General features: G+C 46.2%; 14 protein-coding genes and 6 tRNA genes. 18 read left to right on the top strand and 2 right to left on the bottom strand.

Translation table 11 applies throughout. The annotated features are described in order from the left end of the window. Positions 1-109: 109 nt before the first annotated feature. From rpsU to nusG, 12 genes are all read left to right on the top strand, one after another. Positions 110-304 (top strand): 30S ribosomal protein S21, encoded by a 195-nt coding sequence (gene rpsU, locus AAHN97_RS02280; protein WP_074239958.1) that lies wholly within the window; start codon positions 110-112, stop codon positions 302-304. A gap of 97 nt (positions 305-401) precedes the next feature. Beyond that, the gene (locus AAHN97_RS02285; RefSeq protein ID WP_343305944.1) at positions 402-1,340 is read left to right on the top strand and encodes a tyrosine-type recombinase/integrase; all 939 of its coding nucleotides are present in this window, start codon (positions 402-404) and stop codon (positions 1,338-1,340) included. 245 nt (positions 1,341-1,585) lie between these two features. Beyond that, positions 1,586-1,885, top strand: a complete 300-nt coding sequence (locus AAHN97_RS02290) for an HPF/RaiA family ribosome-associated protein (protein ID WP_343305945.1) — start codon at positions 1,586-1,588, stop codon at positions 1,883-1,885. A gap of 232 nt (positions 1,886-2,117) precedes the next feature. After that, positions 2,118-2,191 (top strand) — tRNA-Thr (locus AAHN97_RS02295). A 38-nt stretch (positions 2,192-2,229) separates the two neighbouring features. Beyond that, a tRNA-Tyr gene (locus AAHN97_RS02300) sits at positions 2,230-2,312 on the top strand. An 89-nt stretch (positions 2,313-2,401) separates the two neighbouring features. After that, positions 2,402-2,474 (top strand) — tRNA-Gly (locus AAHN97_RS02305). Positions 2,475-2,552: 78 nt separating this feature from the next. Beyond that, positions 2,553-2,624, top strand: a tRNA-Thr gene (locus tag AAHN97_RS02310). A 311-nt stretch (positions 2,625-2,935) separates the two neighbouring features. Then, positions 2,936-3,006, top strand: a tRNA-Pro gene (locus tag AAHN97_RS02315). A gap of 70 nt (positions 3,007-3,076) precedes the next feature. Next, positions 3,077-4,264, top strand: a complete 1,188-nt coding sequence (gene tuf, locus AAHN97_RS02320; RefSeq protein ID WP_074239956.1) for an elongation factor Tu — start codon at positions 3,077-3,079, stop codon at positions 4,262-4,264. A gap of 111 nt (positions 4,265-4,375) precedes the next feature. Further along, positions 4,376-4,446 (top strand) — tRNA-Trp (locus AAHN97_RS02325). Between the two features lie 105 nt (positions 4,447-4,551). Continuing rightward, entirely contained in the window at positions 4,552-4,746 is a 195-nt protein-coding gene (gene secE / locus AAHN97_RS02330; protein ID WP_074239955.1) for a preprotein translocase subunit SecE, read from the top strand. Beyond that, a complete protein-coding gene (gene nusG, locus AAHN97_RS02335) occupies positions 4,746-5,390 on the top strand; it encodes a transcription termination/antitermination protein NusG (protein ID WP_343305946.1) in 645 nt (214 codons plus the stop codon). The genes secE and nusG overlap by 1 nt, the downstream gene beginning before the upstream one ends. 73 nt (positions 5,391-5,463) lie before the next feature. Here the strand turns inward: nusG and AAHN97_RS02340 are convergent, their stop codons facing one another. Together AAHN97_RS02340 and AAHN97_RS02345 are read right to left on the bottom strand one after the other, a co-directional pair. Then, a complete protein-coding gene (locus AAHN97_RS02340; RefSeq protein WP_343305947.1) occupies positions 5,464-6,024 on the bottom strand; it encodes a DUF1579 domain-containing protein in 561 nt (186 codons plus the stop codon). Between the two features lie 75 nt (positions 6,025-6,099). Next, the gene (locus AAHN97_RS02345) at positions 6,100-7,209 is read right to left on the bottom strand and encodes a lactonase family protein (RefSeq protein WP_343305948.1); all 1,110 of its coding nucleotides are present in this window, start codon (positions 7,207-7,209) and stop codon (positions 6,100-6,102) included. Between the two features lie 282 nt (positions 7,210-7,491). Here AAHN97_RS02345 and rplK point away from each other — a divergent pair, with 282 nt between their 5' ends. From rplK to rpoC, 6 genes are all read left to right on the top strand, one after another. Further along, positions 7,492-7,935, top strand: coding sequence for a 50S ribosomal protein L11 (gene rplK, locus AAHN97_RS02350; protein ID WP_074239952.1), 444 nt, complete (start codon positions 7,492-7,494; stop codon positions 7,933-7,935). A 27-nt stretch (positions 7,936-7,962) separates the two neighbouring features. Further along, on the top strand, positions 7,963-8,652 hold the full coding sequence (gene rplA / locus AAHN97_RS02355; RefSeq protein ID WP_074239951.1) for a 50S ribosomal protein L1: 690 nt from the start codon (positions 7,963-7,965) through the stop codon (positions 8,650-8,652). A 10-nt stretch (positions 8,653-8,662) separates the two neighbouring features. Then, entirely contained in the window at positions 8,663-9,253 is a 591-nt protein-coding gene (gene rplJ, locus AAHN97_RS02360; RefSeq protein ID WP_074239950.1) for a 50S ribosomal protein L10, read from the top strand. Positions 9,254-9,338: 85 nt separating this feature from the next. Then, positions 9,339-9,713, top strand: a complete 375-nt coding sequence (gene rplL / locus AAHN97_RS02365; RefSeq protein ID WP_343305949.1) for a 50S ribosomal protein L7/L12 — start codon at positions 9,339-9,341, stop codon at positions 9,711-9,713. 164 nt (positions 9,714-9,877) lie between these two features. Next, a complete protein-coding gene (rpoB, locus tag AAHN97_RS02370) occupies positions 9,878-13,687 on the top strand; it encodes a DNA-directed RNA polymerase subunit beta (RefSeq protein ID WP_343305950.1) in 3,810 nt (1,269 codons plus the stop codon). Between the two features lie 120 nt (positions 13,688-13,807). Continuing rightward, the gene (gene rpoC / locus AAHN97_RS02375) at positions 13,808-18,103 is read left to right on the top strand and encodes a DNA-directed RNA polymerase subunit beta' (RefSeq protein ID WP_343305951.1); all 4,296 of its coding nucleotides are present in this window, start codon (positions 13,808-13,810) and stop codon (positions 18,101-18,103) included. Positions 18,104-18,134: the final 31 nt, after the last annotated feature.

Raw genomic sequence — 18,134 nt, forward strand, 5'->3', positions numbered from 1 at the left:
ATTAGGCAATTACACACTAACATGATGGGGGAGGAAAATGGAGCTGATTTAATTTTGGAAAATAAAAAACTTGCAGTACCTTTGCTGTCCGTAAAAATAAAGGAGAAATATGTTAATCATCGATTCTAAAGATTGCGAAAACATAGACAAAGCGCTTAAAAAGTATAAGAAGAAATTTGAGAAAGCGAAGATTTTGCTGCAACTCAGAGAGCGTCAGTCATTTACCAAGCCTTCTATCCGTCGCAGGACTGAAGTGCTGAAAGCTGTTTACAAACTGCAGGTAGCTTCCGGTAAATTCGAGTAATCTGGTAAATTAAGATCAGAAATTAATTTCTAATACATAAGATTGATGATTGTAAGGTTTTCTATAACTTTACAGTCATCAATTTTTTTGTGTTGGCATGAAGGAAGACCATCTGATACCACTGGCAAAAGAGTTCCTCGCCTACTATGCAGGCGTTAAGCGGAAATCACCGAGAACAGTGGAACTGTACACGGTGAACCTTTCCCAGTTTTTCGAATACCTGGCCCTTCAGTACGATGGAATCCCTTTAAAGGATATTCGTTCCCTTCACATCCAATCCTGGTTAGTAGACGGCTTAAAAGGCAGGCCGGAAAGCCCTGATACCATTGCCCCCGGTACCATCCGTCATAAAATATCCACCTTAAGGTCGTTTTTCAAATACGCCGTTCGCCAGCAGGTGATCGGCCAGAGTCCTATGGTGAAAGTAGTCAGCCCAAAACTGCGGAAACGCCTGCCCGTATTTGTGGAACAGAAGGGCATGGAGCAGCTGGAGCAGAATTCAGTAGAAGGAGAGGAGATCTTTGGGGATGATTTCAAAGGAGCTACTGCTCAACTCATTATTGCCTTATTGTACCAAACCGGTATCCGGCAGGCAGAGCTGCTGGGCATTAAACTTTATGATGTAGATGTAAGCAACAGCCAGATCAAAGTATTGGGAAAAGGCAATAAAGAACGCATCATACCCCTCAGCAATGAACTGGTTCATCACATTCAGGCCTACGATGCCCGTAAACGGCAGGAACTGGAAAATCCTGAGCTGGAATACCTGTTGGTGAACGAAAAGGGAAGCAGGGTCAGCAAAGGATATGTGTACAGACTGGTAAAAGCTGCGCTTAGCCAGGTGACCACCATTTCAAAAAGAAGTCCCCATGTACTGCGGCATACCTTTGCCACCCACCTGGTGAACAACGGGGCACAACTCAATGCAGTAAAGGATCTGCTGGGGCACTCCAGTCTTGCTTCCACCCAGGTATATACCCATAATACCATTGAAAGTCTGAAAAAGGCATATCGTCAGGCACATCCCAAAGCCTAGCACAGCTATCAACATTTTTTTATATGCACTAAGATCATAAACACAGTTGATGCGGATCAGCTGTTATTGTTGTGAGGGAAGTTATTATTGCTGTATACTGATTTTAACAAAAATTTTTGCACAAAAACTGGAAAGCCATTGAAAGTTCAGTAAATTAGTAATACAGAGTTCCTCACAAAAAAGCAGCCTATGAAAAGATGATTACTTGCTTGAAATTAGATTGTTAAATGTTAAATTTTAGTGCTATGAATGTTCAAATTCAAACTGTGCGTTTCGATGCTGACGCAAAACTTATTGATCATGTGAACAAACGTATTCAAAAACTCACCACCTTTTATGACCGTATCGTAAATGTTGAAGTGTTCCTCAAACTTGATCAGTTAGCCCACCAGGTAAAAGATAAGATAGCCGAGATTAAAGTACACATCCCCCGCCACGATTTCTTCGTGAAACACGAGTCTAAATCTTTCGAAGAGTCCGTCGATCTTGCTTTCGAAGCGCTTGTAAATCAGATCAAACGCCAGAAGGAGAAGAATTTACATTAATTTCCCAAAAATATTTTGAAGTTAGTTTTCTCTTTACTACCTTTGCCATCCCGAATCAAAAAGGGATCCGCAAGGGTAGTAAAGTTCTTTACTGTAGGGCATTTTAGCCGACTTACATCAGGGAATTGATGGGCACTCGGAAGCTGAAAAAAATATTTGTTTCTTAAGAAGTAAACCATTTATTTTGCGCTTCCTTTTAAGAAGAGTGTGAATCTTTTTCTTGACAAAACATGCCAGCATAGCTCAGTTGGCCAGAGCTACTGATTTGTAATCAGTGGGTCGGGGGTTCGAATCCCTCTGCTGGCTCAGATTTACCGGATGGCTCCGGGCAAAGTTTGTAAGTTGGGCAGGTTCCAGAGCGGCCAAATGGGGCGGACTGTAAATCCGCTGTCTTTCGACTTCATAGGTTCGAATCCTATCCTGCCCACGCTTTATTTTGTTCCGCTTTTGTGCAATCAGGGGCGGAACAAAGTTGTGCAAGGAAATAGAGTGATTGATATAAGGATACCAATATATGCGGGAGTAGCTCAGTTGGTAGAGCGACAGCCTTCCAAGCTGTAGGTCGCGGGTTCGAACCTCGTCTCCCGCTCTGAGTCAATACGGATTATCAATTACGAATTACGGGTTGATAATTTTTAATAGAGATTCGTAATTCGTTTTTGAATTCGCTGTTGTAGCTCAGGGGTAGAGCACTTCCTTGGTAAGGAAGAGGTCGTGAGTTCAATTCTCATCAACAGCTCTATAGGATTATTGAAAGGAAAAGGATTCACGATAGAGCAATCCCGATGTAATCGGGAAGGTCGTGAGTTCAATTCTCATCAACAGCTCTAGAAATTTAGAAGGGATTGAAGCGAACGGGATTACGATAGAGCAATCCCGATGTAATCGGGAAGGTCGTAAGTTCAATTCACAACATCTACTCTAGATATTTTTGAATTTTTGAAGAGTAACCCTCATCATCAAATCAAATAAGTTTCGGATAGCAGGTCAACGGATTATCCTTCGGGAAGGTTCAGGAGATCAGTATCCGGAATTTCGAAGTTTAACTAAGCCGATAAGCTCAATGGATGAGCGTTCTCCGGGAAAAGAGAAAGGAGCGGGTTCAATCCCCGTCATTGGCTCAAGTTTGTAAAAACAGTTTTTAAAAAACAACATAATACAACTTTACAAACCATCTTAAAAAAAAATACAATGGCAAAAGAAACCTTTAAGCGGGATAAACCCCACGTTAACATTGGTACCATCGGTCACGTGGACCACGGTAAAACTACCTTGACTGCTGCCATTACTACAATTCTGGCAAACAAGGGTCTGGCTGAGAAGAAAGGATATGATGAGATCGATGCAGCGCCTGAAGAAAAAGAAAGAGGTATTACCATCAATACAGCACACGTTGAGTATCAGACTGTAAACCGTCACTACGCACACGTTGACTGTCCAGGCCACGCCGACTATGTGAAGAACATGATCACCGGTGCAGCTCAGATGGATGGTGCAATCCTCGTGGTAGCCGCTACAGATGGTCCAATGCCACAAACGAAAGAACACATCCTCCTCGCTCGTCAGGTAGGTGTTCCCCGTATCGTAGTATTCATGAACAAAGTTGACCTGGTTGATGATCCGGAATTGCTGGAACTGGTTGAGATCGAGATCCGCGACCTGTTGTCTTCATACGGTTTTGATGGCGATAATGTGCCCATCATCCAAGGTTCTGCAACCGGCGCTCTCGCTGGCGATGCTAACTGGGTATCTAAGATCGATGAACTGATGGAAGCTGTAGATACTTACATTCCGCTGCCTCCTCGTCCGGTTGATCAACCGTTCCTGATGTCTGTAGAAGACGTATTCTCTATCACTGGTCGTGGTACCGTTGCTACTGGTCGTATCGAACGCGGTCGTATCAAAGTTGGTGAGAACGTTGAGATCGTAGGTCTGATCCCTGAGTCTCTGAAATCTACCTGCACCGGTGTTGAGATGTTCAAAAAACTGTTGGATGAAGGTGAAGCTGGTGACAACGCCGGTCTGCTGCTCCGCGGTATTGAGAAAACTCAGATCCGTCGTGGTATGGTTATCTGCCAGCCAGGTTCTATCACTCCGCACACTGACTTCAAATGCGAAGTATACGTACTGAGCAAAGAAGAAGGTGGCCGTCACACTCCATTCTTCCAAAAATACCGTCCTCAGTTCTACTTCCGTACAACTGACGTAACTGGTGAGGTTGAATTACCAGCAGGTGTTGAAATGGTTATGCCCGGTGATAACATCGGTCTGGTTGTTAAACTGATCCAGCCTATCGCTATGGAAAAAGGTCTGAAATTCGCTATCCGCGAAGGCGGACGTACCGTAGGTGCTGGTCAGGTTACAGAAATCCTGAAATAATCATATCAGTAGCAATACTGTATAATAAAAAGGCCATTAGTTGTAATTTGCTTTCATTAGCGGATTATATTTGCTGAGCAGAGAGAATTGCGGCTAATGGCTTTTTCACAAACGGGTATGGTGCAACGGTAGCATACGGGTCTCCAAAACCTTTGATCTGGGTTCGAATCCTAGTACCCGTGCTTAAGAATTGAATTGCCGGATAGTTAAATTGATTGGTTTTGAAAGAAAACAAACAATTTTACTCCTCGGCAATTTTATCGTTCATATCAGGATAACTTATTACCATGAACAAAATCACCAACTACTTCAGAGAATCATACCACGAACTGGTTCATAAAGTATCCTGGCCAACCTGGCGGGAACTGCAATCCTCTACCATGATCGTTCTGATCGCCACTATCATCATCACCCTGATGGTTTGGGGAATGGATTCAGCCTCTCACCTCGTTTTATCGCAATACTATAAACTGTTTCAATAATGGATGATATCCAATTAGAAGATACCCCACTGGACGAAACGCCACAGGAACAAAGCCCTGCACCGGAAAAGCCAAAGGTGGAAACACCGCAGGCTCCCGCTCACGAAACCAAATGGTACGTGCTGCGCGTAGTTAGCGGTAAAGAACGGAAAGTAAAAGAATACCTCGATATCGAAGTGCGCCGCAGCGACTGGGGCAATGTGATCTTCCAGATCTTCCTGCCCGTGGAAAAAGTCTATAAAGTGCAGGCTGGTAAAAAAGTGATGCGCGAAAAGAACTTCTATCCGGGCTACATCATGATCGAAGCCATGGAAGGCAGGATGACGGATGAAGTGATCCAGGCTATCCGCAACGTTTCAGGTGTGATCCACTTCCTCGGAAAAGAAAAACCCATCGCACTCCGCAAATCAGAAGTAAACAAAATGCTGGGTAAAGTGGATGAGATCTCCGATCAGGGCCTCACCATGAGCGAACCATACATCGTGGGAGAAACCATCAAGATCATCGATGGACCATTCAACGATTTCAATGGCGTGATCGAAGAAGTACTGGAAGACAAGAAGAAACTGAAAGTAACGGTGAAGATCTTCGGCCGTGCTACACCAGTGGAACTGAACTTCATGCAGGTAGAAAAGATCAGCTAAGCTGCTCATTATATTTAAAAAGCCTCCCGGTACTCCGGGAGGCTTTTTTGCTTAAATGTTGTTTAGTATCAGCTTATTTACGGGTCATCTTCATTTCCATAGACTTGTATTCTGTTCCGTTTTCCATCTGGAACATCTCCATCTGGTGGGTGTTGTCGTCTATGACCTTGTACACCTCCCTAACGGTCATTTCCTTGCCTGTGGCAGGATTGGTGCATTTGCCCGTAAAGGTAACGGAACGGGTGGCATCGTCCCATTTGCCTTCCATGTACATAATACCGGTACTCATGTTATCCACCCATGAGCTTTGGAATACCTTTTTCAGATTGTCGTACCCCATTGTGCCAATGCCTTCAAAAGGCTGACCGGCAAAGGAGGCGGTGTGTTTGGATTCCTGGAACCGGCCTCCAAGGATCATTTTGTTGGTACAGGTGCCGCTTGATTTGGAAGGAGGGGCACCGGGGGCCATCCAGAAGGTCATGTCCGTAGCCCATGTTCCGTCAGACATGGCGATCATTTTTTGCATGGAACCGGGAGTAGCATATTCCATCCAGTTCTTTTGTGCAGCTTCATCCTGAGCATTCACAGAAAAAGCAATAAAGCAGGTGATGAGAATTAACAATGTGCGTTTCATAAAGGGGTGGTTTTTAGGGCACTAAAGTTACAAAATACTTGTTTTGACAACTTTATGCATGGTGCCACACCTATTTTACGGGATCATTTGCAGGCAGACCGGTGCCTTTATACTGAACTGTTGATTGGTAGGTCGGCTGAGCAGGCCTGTGGCGGTATCCCTCTTAAAAGCAACGATATTATCAGAGTTTTGGTTGGCCACCAGCACAAATTTACCGGAAGGGCCTATGAGGAAGTTCCGTGGGGTTTCGCCTAAAGTGGGTTCCCGTTTGAAATAGCGTATCTCCCCGTTGCTGCTGTCGATCGTAAAGATAACCAGGTAATTCTGCCGCTCCCTGTCGCTCACATAAAGAAAATCGCCGTCCGCGGAGATATGCACATCCGCCAGGCCAAATTTGGGACTTGCCCAGGGGGAGGTGGAAACGGACTGGAGTAGTCTCAGTGTTTTGTTCTCATAAGCGTAGGATACTACATTCCCTCTGAGCTCTCCCACCACATAAGCATATTTGCCGTTGGGGTGGAAGGTAAAGTGACGGGGGCCCATACCCTGCGGTGTAACAATAAAAGGAATGGCGGCAGGAGTGAGGGGAGCCTGTTTATTTTCCGGGTGATAATCGTACACCATGATCTTATCTATACCCAGATCTGCTACAAACACCTGTTTCTCATCCGGGGAGAAAGTGGCAGAATGTGCATGCGGCCCTTCCTGCCGGCCTTCTACAGGGCCCGAGCCTGTATGCTGAATGGTTTGTACCGGAGCGCCGAGGCTGCCGTCTTCCAGGATGGGCAGTACGGTTACACTGCCGTTTCCGTAATTGGAAACAATCGCATTTCGCCCGGCTTTATCTATACTGATATGGCAGGGGCTGGTACCCCCGGAAGGCTGGGTATTGAGGAGCGTTAGCTTACTGCTGGTTTTCTCGAATGTAAAGGCATAGACCCCGCCTTCCGTTTTCCCTGCTTCGCTGACGGCGTATACATGTTGCCCATCGGCAGATATGGTGAGGAAAGAGGGATTATTTAATCCTTCCACTGTATTTATCAGTGAAATGTTGCCGGTGGCGGGATTAAAGCTGCAAACATGCATTGCTTTTGTGTAGGTGCCAACGAGAAAGCGGTATTCTTTAGGAGCCTGGGCCATGGTAATAACTGGTAATAGACTAAAAAGGGAGATCAAAAGACGCATACGAGGTATTTGTGGCATAAAATACAATATAAATCCGTATCTTTGTAAGCTGTATTAGAAACCTAATATATTGATGAATAGGGCTTTAGCTATTAATTTTATTCCCAATCTCCGGATAATAGCAAAAAAAATGCCGAACTCCAAACAATTTTTGCTATTTATTTAATTAATACCTACCTTTGCATCCCCCTTGAAAGGTCTTTTAAAGACTTTTGAGTTTTGGGAGTTTTCTTCCCGGTAAAACGAGGAGGAGGACGTTTAACCAAATTAAAACAGACATCAATGGCAAAAGAGATCGCAACGTACGTGAAATTGCAGGTGAAAGGCGGCCAAGCCAACCCTGCACCTCCGATTGGTCCCGCTTTGGGTTCCAAAGGTGTGAACATCATGGAGTTCTGCAAACAGTTCAATGCCCGTACCCAGGATAAAATGGGTAAGGTATTGCCGGTTTTGCTGACAGTTTACACTGACAAATCATTCGACTTCGTAATTAAGACGCCTCCTGCACCTGTACAGCTGCTGGAAGCTGCCAAACTGCAAAGTGGTTCTAAAGAGCCTAACCGTAACAAGGTAGGCAAAGTATCCTGGTCACAAGTTGAGGCTATTGCTCAAGACAAGATGCCTGACCTGAATTGCTTCACCCTGGAAAGCGCTATGAAAATGGTTGCCGGTACAGCACGTAGCATGGGTATTACTGTAGACGGTAAAGCCCCCTGGGAAAACTAATCTTAACTTTTTTTAAATCATTCTGCAATGGCAACGAAGAAAAGAAAAGTGGCTGACGTGAAGGTGGACAAGAATAAATCATACAGCCTGAAAGAGGCATCCACGCTCGTTAAAGACATTAACTGTACTAAATTCGACTCTTCCGTCGATTTACATATCCGCTTAGGCGTTGATCCTAAGAAAGCTGACCAGGCGATCCGTGGCTCTGTTACGCTTCCACACGGTACTGGTAAGACTAAGAAAGTATTGGTTCTTTGCACACCTGATAAAGAAGCTTCTGCTAAAGAAGCGGGTGCAGATTTCGTTGGTCTGGATGAATTTATCCAAAAGATCGAAGCTGGCTGGACGGATATCGATGTAATCATCGCTACTCCTTCCGTGATGCCTAAGATCGGTAAACTGGGTAAGATCCTCGGTCCACGTAACCTGATGCCGAACCCTAAGACAGGAACTGTTACCAACGATGTAGCAGCTGCTGTTAACGAGGTTAAAGGCGGTAAGATCACCTTTAAAGTAGATAAAGCTGGTATCATCCACGCTTCTATCGGCCGTATTTCATTTGCACCTGATAAGATCGAGCAAAACTCCCAGGAGTTGATCAATGCGATCATCAAGCTGAAACCGGCTACTGCAAAAGGTACTTACCTGAGAGGCTTATCCATGGCGAGCACCATGAGCCCTGGTATTGTAATTGACACCAAATCTGTTCAAAACTAATTATTGAGTAATGACGAAAGATCAAAAAACAGAGGCAATAGAGCTGCTGAAAGGTAAGTTCTCTCAATATAGCAACTTCTACATCACCAATACTGAGTCACTGAGCGTTGAGCAGGTGAACCACCTCAGAAAGGTGTGCTTCGATAAGAAGGTAGAAATGAAGGTGGCTAAAAACACCCTCATCAGAAAAGCTTTGGAAAGCCTGGACAATGAGAAATATGCTGGTGTTTACGAAGCACTGCATGGCGTAACTGCCCTCATGTTCTCAGACAGCCCGAAAGAGCCTGCGCTGATCATCTCCACTTTCCGTAAGGAAAACGCTAAACTGGAAAAACCAGTACTGAAAGCAGCTTTCATCGCTGACGAACTGTACCTGGGCGACAACCAGCTGGCTAGCCTGGTGAAGATCAAAACCAAGAACGAACTCATCGGCGAAGTTATCGGTCTGTTGCAGTCTCCTGCAAAACGCGTTATCGCTGCTTTGCTCGAGAAAGGAAAGAAAGAAGGAGAAGCAGTTGCTGCAGCTCCCGAAGCTTCCGCACCATCTGCTCCTGAAGCTCCCGCAGCTGATGCAGCACCAGAAGCACCTGCAGCTGAATAAGCTACAGTGGCCCAATTAACATGGCTTCCAAGTCACAATATAAACAACAACAAATTTTAAAAAACAATTTCAAAAATATCATACAATGGCAGACGTAAAAGCATTAGCTGAACAATTAGTAGGTCTTACTGTTAAAGAAGTTCAAGAACTCGCAGACGTACTGAAAAGCGAATACGGTATCGAACCAGCTGCTGCTGCAGTTGTTGTAGCTGCTGATGGTGGTGGTGGAGCCGCTGCTGTAGAGGAAAAAACTGCCTTTAACGTAATCCTGAAATCTGCTGGCGCTAGCAAGCTGAACGTAGTGAAGATCGTTAAAGATCTGACCGGTCTTGGTCTGAAAGAAGCTAAGGAACTGGTAGACGGTGCTCCTAAAGCTATCAAAGAAGGCGTAGCCAAGGCTGAAGCAGAAGATCTGAAAGCGAAGCTGACTGAAGCTGGCGCTGAAGTTGAAATTCAGTAATTCTTTGTTTTAGATACATCTTTTTGAGGTCAAAAGTGCTTTTGCACTTTTGACCTTACCCCTTTGGGAAAGTGTCCTTCAAAAGACAAGAATTTTGATGTATTTGACAAAGAATCATTAATTTCCCTTATTCATACAAGTTATATTAACTGCTAACTTCGAATATGTCTCTAAAAAAAGCCCAAACTAACGAAAGAATTAATTTTGGAAAGATCAAACAAGTTGCTGAGACACCGGATCTGTTGGCTATCCAAATTCAATCTTTCAAGGATTTCTTCCAATTAGAAACCACACCAGACAAGCGAAACAACGAAGGCCTTTTTAAAGTATTCAAGGAAAACTTCCCGATCACAGATACGAGAAATATCTTCAATCTGGAGTTCCTTGATTATTTCGTAGACCCTCCGCGTTATACCATCGAAGAGTGTATTGAGCGGGGGCTTACGTACTCCGTGCCGCTCAAAGCAAAACTCCGTCTGAGCTGTAACGACGAGGAGCACGTAGATTTCCAGACAATTGTACAGGACGTATTCCTCGGGAATATCCCTTACATGACCCCAAGGGGCACTTTCGTGATCAACGGTGCTGAACGGGTAGTTGTATCTCAACTCCATCGTTCTCCTGGTGTATTCTTTGGTCAATCTGTACATCCAAACGGTACCAAGATCTACTCTGCAAGGGTAATCCCCTTCAAAGGAGCCTGGATGGAGTTTGCAACGGACATCAATAATGTGATGTACGCGTACATCGACCGTAAGAAGAAATTCCCGGTAACCACCCTGTTGCGTGCCATCGGCTACGAAACAGACAAGGATATCCTGGAGCTGTTTGGTATGGCTGACGAAGTTAAAGCAGACCGCAAGAACCTGGAAAAGTACACCGGCAAAAAGCTGGCTGCCCGCGTTTTACGTAGCTGGGTGGAAGATTTCGTGGATGAGGACACCGGTGAGGTGGTGAGCATCGAAAGAAATGAGATCGTTCTGGAACGCGACAGTTTCCTGGATGAAACCAATATCGAGCTGATCACAGACATGGGCGTGAAATCTGTATTTGTACAGAAAGAAGAGGTGAGCGGCGACTTTGCCATCATCTACAACACCCTCAACAAAGATACATCTAACTCCGAGCTGGAAGCCGTTCAGCACATCTACCGCCAATTGCGTGGTGCCGATGCGCCGGATGATGAAACAGCAAGGGGTATCATTGATAAATTATTCTTCTCTGATAAACGTTATGACCTCGGAGATGTAGGCCGTTACAAGATCAACCGTAAGTTGGGCCTGCCTACTCCGCTGGACATGAAGGTGCTCACCAAGCTGGATATTATCGCCATCATCAAATACCTGGTTCAACTGACCAACGGTAAAGCTGATATCGATGATATCGATCACCTGAGCAACCGCCGTGTACGTACCGTGGGAGAACAGCTCTATGCACAATTCGGCGTAGGTCTGGCTCGTATGGCCCGTACCATCCGTGAAAGAATGAACGTAAGGGATAACGAGGTGTTCACACCAGTGGACCTGATCAATGCGAGAACATTGTCCTCCGTGATCAACTCCTTCTTCGGTACTTCTCAATTGTCTCAATTCCTGGATCAGACCAACCCACTGTCTGAGATCACGCACAAACGCAGGATCTCCGCACTCGGGCCCGGCGGTTTGAGCAGGGAAAGAGCAGGCTTTGAGGTACGTGACGTACACTATTCCCACTACGGCCGTCTCTGTACGATCGAAACCCCTGAAGGACCAAACATCGGTCTGATCTCCACCCTGTGCGTACACGCCATGGTGAATGAAATGGGATTCATTGAAACGCCTTACCGTAAAGTAAAAGACGGTAAAGTGGATATGAGCAAGATCGAATACCTGAGCGCTGAAGAAGAAGATTCTGTTAAAATAGCCCAGGCCAACGCTCCGTTGGACGATAAAGGCTCCTTCACCAACGAGAAAGTGAAGTCCCGCGAAACCGGCGACTTCCCGATCCTGGACCGTGGAGAAGTAGAATATATGGACGTGGCTCCAAACCAGATCGTTGGTTTGAGTGCTTCCCTGATCCCGTTCCTGGAACATGATGACGCCAACCGTGCGTTGATGGGATCAAACATGCAACGTCAGGCTGTACCGCTGATCAATCCACAGGTGCCTATCGTAGGTACCGGCCTGGAAGGAAAAGCAGCACGCGACTCCCGTCTGCAGATCACTGCAAATGGTAAGGGTGTGGTAGAGTTCGTGGATGCAAATGAGATCCATGTTCGCTATGAGCGTGACGAAATGCAGAAATTGGTAAGCTTTGAAGATGATCTGATCATCTACCAACTGACCAAGTTCGTTAAAACCAACCAAAGCACCTGTATCAACCTCCGTCCTGCCGTGAAGAAAGGACAAAGAGTGGTAGAAGGAGACTTCTTAACAGAAGGATACGCTACCCGTGCAGGTGAGCTGGCCCTCGGCCGTAACCTGAAAGTGGCCTTCATGCCATGGAAAGGATACAACTTTGAGGATGCGATCGTGATCTCTGAGCGTGTTGCCAAAGAAGATTGGTTCACCTCTATTCATATCGATGAATACGAACTGGAAGTACGTGATACCAAACTGGGTGAAGAAGAACTGACTCCGGATATTCCGAACGTGAGCGAAGAAGCCACCAAGGACCTGGATCAGAACGGTATCATCCGTGTAGGTGCGCATATTAAAGAAGGAGATATCCTGATCGGTAAGATCACCCCACGTGGTGAATCTGACCCTTCTCCTGAAGAAAAACTCTTAAGAGCGATCTTCGGTGATAAAGCTTCCGATGCGAAAGATGCTTCCCTGAAGGCACCACCATCTACAGAAGGTGTGGTGATCGACAAGAAGCTGTTCTCCCGCGCTAAGAAAGACAAGAACTCCAAGACCCGTGAAAAAGCGGCATTGGAGAAATTGGAAAAAATACATCAGAAGAATGAAGAAGACCTGATGGAAGTGCTGATGGGTAAACTGTTGCTGCTGCTGAAAGACAAAACGTCTGCAGGTATCACCAACACTTACGGTGAAGTACTGATCTCCAAAGGCTCTAAATTCTCCAACAAGAACCTGGCGAATGTTGACTTCCAGTTTGTAAACCCATTGGGTTGGACAACTGATCAGGAAACAAACGACCAGATCAACTTCCTCCTCCACAACTTTAACATTAAGTACAACGAGGAGCTGGGCCGCTACAAACGTGAGAAGTTCAACATCTCTATCGGTGATGAACTGCCAGCGGGCGTACTGAAACTGGCAAAGGTTTACCTGGCCAGCAAACGTAAGCTGAAAGTAGGGGATAAGATGGCAGGCCGTCACGGTAACAAGGGTATCGTGGCCAAGATCGTACGCGATGAGGATATGCCATTCCTGGAAGATGGAAGCCCGGTTGATATCGTGTTGAACCCACTTGGGGTACCTTCACGGATGAACCTTGGCCAGATCTATGAAACCGTTCTTGGATGGGCCGGTCAGAAACTGGGTGTAAGATTCGCCACGCCTATCTTCGATGGTGCGAGCGTGGAAGAGATCGCAGAATACATCACTGAAGCTAAATTGCCAAGCTTCGGCCACACTTACCTGAGTGATGGAGAAACCGGCGAGCGCTTCCACCAGAAAGCAACAGTAGGTATTATCTACATGCTTAAACTGAGCCACATGGTGGACGACAAGATGCACGCCCGTTCTATCGGACCATACAGTCTCATTACGCAACAGCCCCTGGGTGGTAAAGCCCAGTTCGGTGGTCAGCGTTTTGGTGAGATGGAGGTATGGGCCCTGGAAGCATACGGTGCCGCCAACATCCTGCAAGAGTTGCTCACAATTAAGTCCGATGATATCGTAGGCCGTGCGAAAGCTTATGAAGCAATCGTGAAGGGAGACAATATACCGAAAGCCGGTGTACCAGAGTCCTTCAACGTATTGATCCATGAGTTACGTGGTCTCGGTCTGGACCTGAAGTTTGATTAAGATTATTATATATAGGCAGTTCCCGCACAAGCGGGAGCTGTCGTATAATCATGTGAAGACAAACAGGCCATGGCATCTCAGACCATGCATTTCCAATGAGTTTTCTTTAAATAACATATAATGGCCATCAAAAAAGAAAATCGTCCTAAATCAAATTTCAGTAACATCACCATTAGTCTCGCTTCTCCGGATACCATCCTGGAGCGTTCTTATGGAGAGGTGCTGAAACCCGAAACCATCAACTACCGTACTTACAAGCCCGAGCGTGATGGTTTGTTCTGCGAAAGGATATTCGGACCTGTAAAGGATTACGAATGTTATTGCGGAAAATATAAGCGTATCCGTTATAAAGGCATTGTGTGCGACCGTTGTGGTGTTGAAGTGACAGAGAAGAAAGTACGTCGTGAAAGAATGGGTCATATTCGTTTAGTAGTGCCTGTTGTTCATATCTGGTATTTCAAATCATTACCTAATAAGATCGGTTACCTGCTCGGTATGAGCTCCAAGAAACTGGAAACGATCGTGTATTATGAAAGATACGTGATCATCCAAAGCGGAGTGAAACAAGAGAAAGGACTGAACTACAGCGATCTGCTGACTGAAGAAGAGTACCTGGATATCCTGGATACCCTTCCGAAAGACAACCAGATGCTGCCGGATGAAGATCCGAATAAATTCATCGCCAAAATGGGTGCTGAAGCGGTAGAAATGATGCTGTCCCGCATAGATCTGGATGGTCTTTCTTACCAACTCCGTAACCAGGCTGCCACTGAAACTTCCCAGCAACGTAAAGCGGAAGCGCTGAAACGTTTGAGTGTGGTAGAAGCTTTCCGTGATGCCAATGGCCGTGTTGATAACCGTCCTGAATGGATGGTGATGCAATACATTCCAGTTGTACCACCGGAATTACGTCCGCTTGTACCATTGGATGGTGGCCGTTTTGCTTCTTCTGACCTGAACGACCTGTATCGCCGTGTGATCATCCGTAACAATCGTCTCAAACGCCTGATCGAGATCAAGGCACCAGAGGTGATCTTACGGAACGAAAAACGGATGTTGCAGGAAGCCGTGGATTCCCTGTTCGATAACTCCAGGAAATCCAATGCCGTTAAAGCAGAAGGCGGACGTGCACTGAAATCTCTCTCCGATGTACTGAAAGGTAAACAAGGCCGTTTCCGTCAGAACCTGCTTGGTAAACGTGTTGACTATTCCGGTCGTTCCGTTATCGTGGTAGGGCCTGAACTGAAACTGCATGAATGTGGTTTACCGAAAGATATGGCTGCTGAACTGTTTAAACCGTTCATTATCCGTAAGCTCATCGAAAGAGGTATCGTAAAAACAGTTAAATCAGCTAAAAAGCTCGTAGATAGAAAAGAAGCAGTGGTTTGGGATATCCTGGAGAATGTACTGAAAGGTCACCCGGTGATGCTCAACCGTGCTCCAACCCTTCACCGTTTGTCTATCCAGGCATTCCAGCCCAAACTGGTGGAAGGTAAAGCCATTCAGCTTCACCCGCTGGTGTGTTCTGCGTTCAACGCTGACTTTGACGGTGACCAGATGGCGGTACACGTTCCATTGAGCAACGCTGCTATCCTGGAAGCCCAGTTACTGATGCTCTCCAGCCACAATATCCTTAACCCGCAGAACGGTACGCCCATCACCCTGCCTTCACAGGACATGGTACTCGGACTGTACTACATTTCCAAGGGTAAGAAAACTACGGCTGAAGAAGTGATCAAAGGAGAAGGTAAAGCCTTCTACTCTGCTGAAGAAGTGATCATTGCTTACAACGAAGGCCGTGTTGACCTTCACGCTAATATCCGCGTAAAAGCAGATCTGCGTAAAGCGGACGGCACGCTGGAAAGAAAGCTGATCGAAACTACAGTAGGCCGTGTGATCTTTAACCAGTTCGTTCCGCGTGAAGCAGGCTTCGTAAATGCCCTGCTCACCAAGAAATCACTGCGCGAGATCATCGGTGATATCATTAAAGCAACAGACATTCCAAAAACCGCGAAATTCCTGGACGATATCAAGACCCTTGGTTTCCGTACAGCATTCCGTGGCGGACTGTCCTTTAATATCAATGACCTGATCATCCCTGAAGCCAAACAACTCATGATCGATGGGGCGGCCGGCGAGGTGGATGAAGTGTGGGATAACTACAACACAGGTCTGATCACCAACAACGAACGTTACAACCAGATCATTGACATCTGGAGCCGTGTGGACACGAAAGTGACCGAAACACTGATCCGTGAGCTCGCCAATGATAAGCAAGGTTTCAACTCAGTATACATGATGTTGGATTCCGGTGCGCGTGGTTCTAAACAACAGATCAAACAGCTGGCTGGTTTGAGAGGATTGATGGCAAAACCACGTAAGAGTGGTTCTTCCGGTTCCGAGATCATCGAGAACCCGATCCTTTCCAACTTCAAAGATGGTCTGAACGTATTGGAGTACTTCATCTCTACGCACGGTGCCCGTAAGGGTCTTGCGGATACAGCGTTGAAAACGGCGGATGCGGGTTACCTGACCCGCCGTCTGGTAGACGTTGCACAGGATGTGGTGATCACGGAAGAAGATTGCGGTACCCTGCGTGGTATTGCAACATCTGCCCTGAAAGATAACGAAGAGGTGGTAGAACCACTGTACGATCGTATCCTGGGCCGTACTTCCCTGCACGATGTGTTTGATCCGATCACTGAAGAGCTGATCGTATCTACAGGTCAGGAAATCACAGAAGAAATTGCCAAACATATTGAAGATAGCACCATTGAAACAGTGGAGATCCGTTCCGTACTTACCTGCGAAAGCCGCAGAGGAGTGTGCGTGAAATGTTATGGTAAAAACCTTGCCACCGGTTACACCACACAACGTGGGGATGCCGTTGGTATCATCGCAGCACAGTCCATCGGTGAACCAGGTACACAGTTGACACTCCGTACCTTCCACGTGGGTGGCGTGGCCGGCTCTGCATCAGTAGAGTCTACCCTCGCCGCTAAATTTGATGGTACTGTTCAGTTCGATGGTCTGCGTACTACCACATTCGAAAACAGCGAAGGTGAGAAAGTACAGGTGGTTATCGGCCGTACCGGTGAATTGAGGATCATGGATGTGAAGAACGACCGTCTCCTGATCACTAACAACGTACCTTATGGATCTACCCTGGTAGTGAAAGATGGTCAGAAAGTAGTGAAAGGTGATGTGATCTGCTTCTGGGATCCGTTCAACGCCGTTATCGTTTCTGAAATTGCCGGTAAGATCCGTTTTGATAGCATCATCGATGGTATCACTTACCGCGAAGAAGCGGATGAGCAAACAGGTCACCGTGAAAAAGTGGTTATCGAAACTAAGGATAAGAATAAGATCCCTTCCCTCATCGTTGATGGCAACAAGGAAAGCAAATCTTACAACTTACCTGTAGGTTCTCACGTAATACTCGAAGAAGGTGCTTCCGTAAAAGCGGGTCAGGTGATCGTGAAGATCCCACGCGTGATCGGTAAGCTGAGGGATATCACGGGTGGTCTGCCACGTGTTACGGAGCTCTTTGAAGCACGTAACCCGAGCAACCCTGCCATCGTTTCTGAAATTGATGGTGTGGTAGCATTTGGTAACATCAAACGTGGTAACCGTGAGATCATCATCGAAAGCCGCGAATCACATATCAAGAAGTACCTCGTTCCGTTGACACGCCACATCCTTGTACAGGATGGTGACTTCGTGAAAGCCGGTACCGCATTGTCCGATGGTTCTATCACACCTGCAGACATCCTGTCTATTAAAGGACCGTTTGCTGTTCAGGAATACCTGGTGAATGAAATTCAGGAGGTATACCGCTTACAGGGTGTGAAGATCAACGACAAACACATTGAGGTGATCGTGCGTCAGATGATGCGTAAAGTAACCATCGAGGATCCGGGAGATACCCGCTTCCTGGAAGGCGATACTACCGATAAGTTTGAATTCTTTGAAGAGAACGATCAGATATACGATAAGAAAGTAGTAACCGAAGCAGGTGATTCCAGTACCATGAAAGCTGGTCAGATCGTTTCCCTGCGCCAGGTTCGTGAAGAGAACTCTGTACTGCGCCGTGCGGACAAAAAGCTTGTGGAATACCGCGATGCGGAATCTGCAACGTCCAGCCCGCTGTTGCTTGGTATCACCAAAGCATCTCTGGGTACACACAGCTGGATCTCTGCCGCATCCTTCCAGGAAACTACCAAAGTACTGTCTTCTGCAGCCATCAACGGTAAAACAGACGACATGCTTGGCCTGAAAGAGAATGTGATCACTGGTCACCTGATCCCGGCCGGTACTGGTTTGAGAGAGTTTGAAAATATGATCGTAGGTTCTAAAGAAGAGTATGATATCCTGGCATCTTCTAAAGAAGTGTTCCAGTTTGACGAAGAGGAATAGTTACAACTTCGAACGTAGTTAATGATAGAGA

It is taken from the genome of Chitinophaga niabensis, from assembly GCF_039545795.1.
In the GTDB taxonomy this organism is placed as follows: Bacteria; Bacteroidota; Bacteroidia; order Chitinophagales; family Chitinophagaceae; genus Chitinophaga; species Chitinophaga niabensis_B.

Coding starts and splice junctions, on each gene's coding strand:
- AAHN97_RS02345 (WP_343305948.1), bottom strand. CDS start 7,209: ATGCGTCTTTTGATCTCCCTTTTTAGTCTATTACCAGTTATTACCATG.
- rplK (WP_074239952.1), top strand. CDS start 7,492: ATGGCAAAAGAGATCGCAACGTACGTGAAATTGCAGGTGAAAGGCGGC.
- rpoC (WP_343305951.1), top strand. CDS start 13,808: ATGGCCATCAAAAAAGAAAATCGTCCTAAATCAAATTTCAGTAACATC.
- rpoB (WP_343305950.1), top strand. CDS start 9,878: ATGTCTCTAAAAAAAGCCCAAACTAACGAAAGAATTAATTTTGGAAAG.
- rplA (WP_074239951.1), top strand. CDS start 7,963: ATGGCAACGAAGAAAAGAAAAGTGGCTGACGTGAAGGTGGACAAGAAT.
- rpsU (WP_074239958.1), top strand. CDS start 110: ATGTTAATCATCGATTCTAAAGATTGCGAAAACATAGACAAAGCGCTT.
- AAHN97_RS02290 (WP_343305945.1), top strand. CDS start 1,586: ATGAATGTTCAAATTCAAACTGTGCGTTTCGATGCTGACGCAAAACTT.
- nusG (WP_343305946.1), top strand. CDS start 4,746: ATGGATGATATCCAATTAGAAGATACCCCACTGGACGAAACGCCACAG.
- secE (WP_074239955.1), top strand. CDS start 4,552: ATGAACAAAATCACCAACTACTTCAGAGAATCATACCACGAACTGGTT.
- rplJ (WP_074239950.1), top strand. CDS start 8,663: ATGACGAAAGATCAAAAAACAGAGGCAATAGAGCTGCTGAAAGGTAAG.
- rplL (WP_343305949.1), top strand. CDS start 9,339: ATGGCAGACGTAAAAGCATTAGCTGAACAATTAGTAGGTCTTACTGTT.
- AAHN97_RS02340 (WP_343305947.1), bottom strand. CDS start 6,024: ATGAAACGCACATTGTTAATTCTCATCACCTGCTTTATTGCTTTTTCT.
- AAHN97_RS02285 (WP_343305944.1), top strand. CDS start 402: ATGAAGGAAGACCATCTGATACCACTGGCAAAAGAGTTCCTCGCCTAC.
- tuf (WP_074239956.1), top strand. CDS start 3,077: ATGGCAAAAGAAACCTTTAAGCGGGATAAACCCCACGTTAACATTGGT.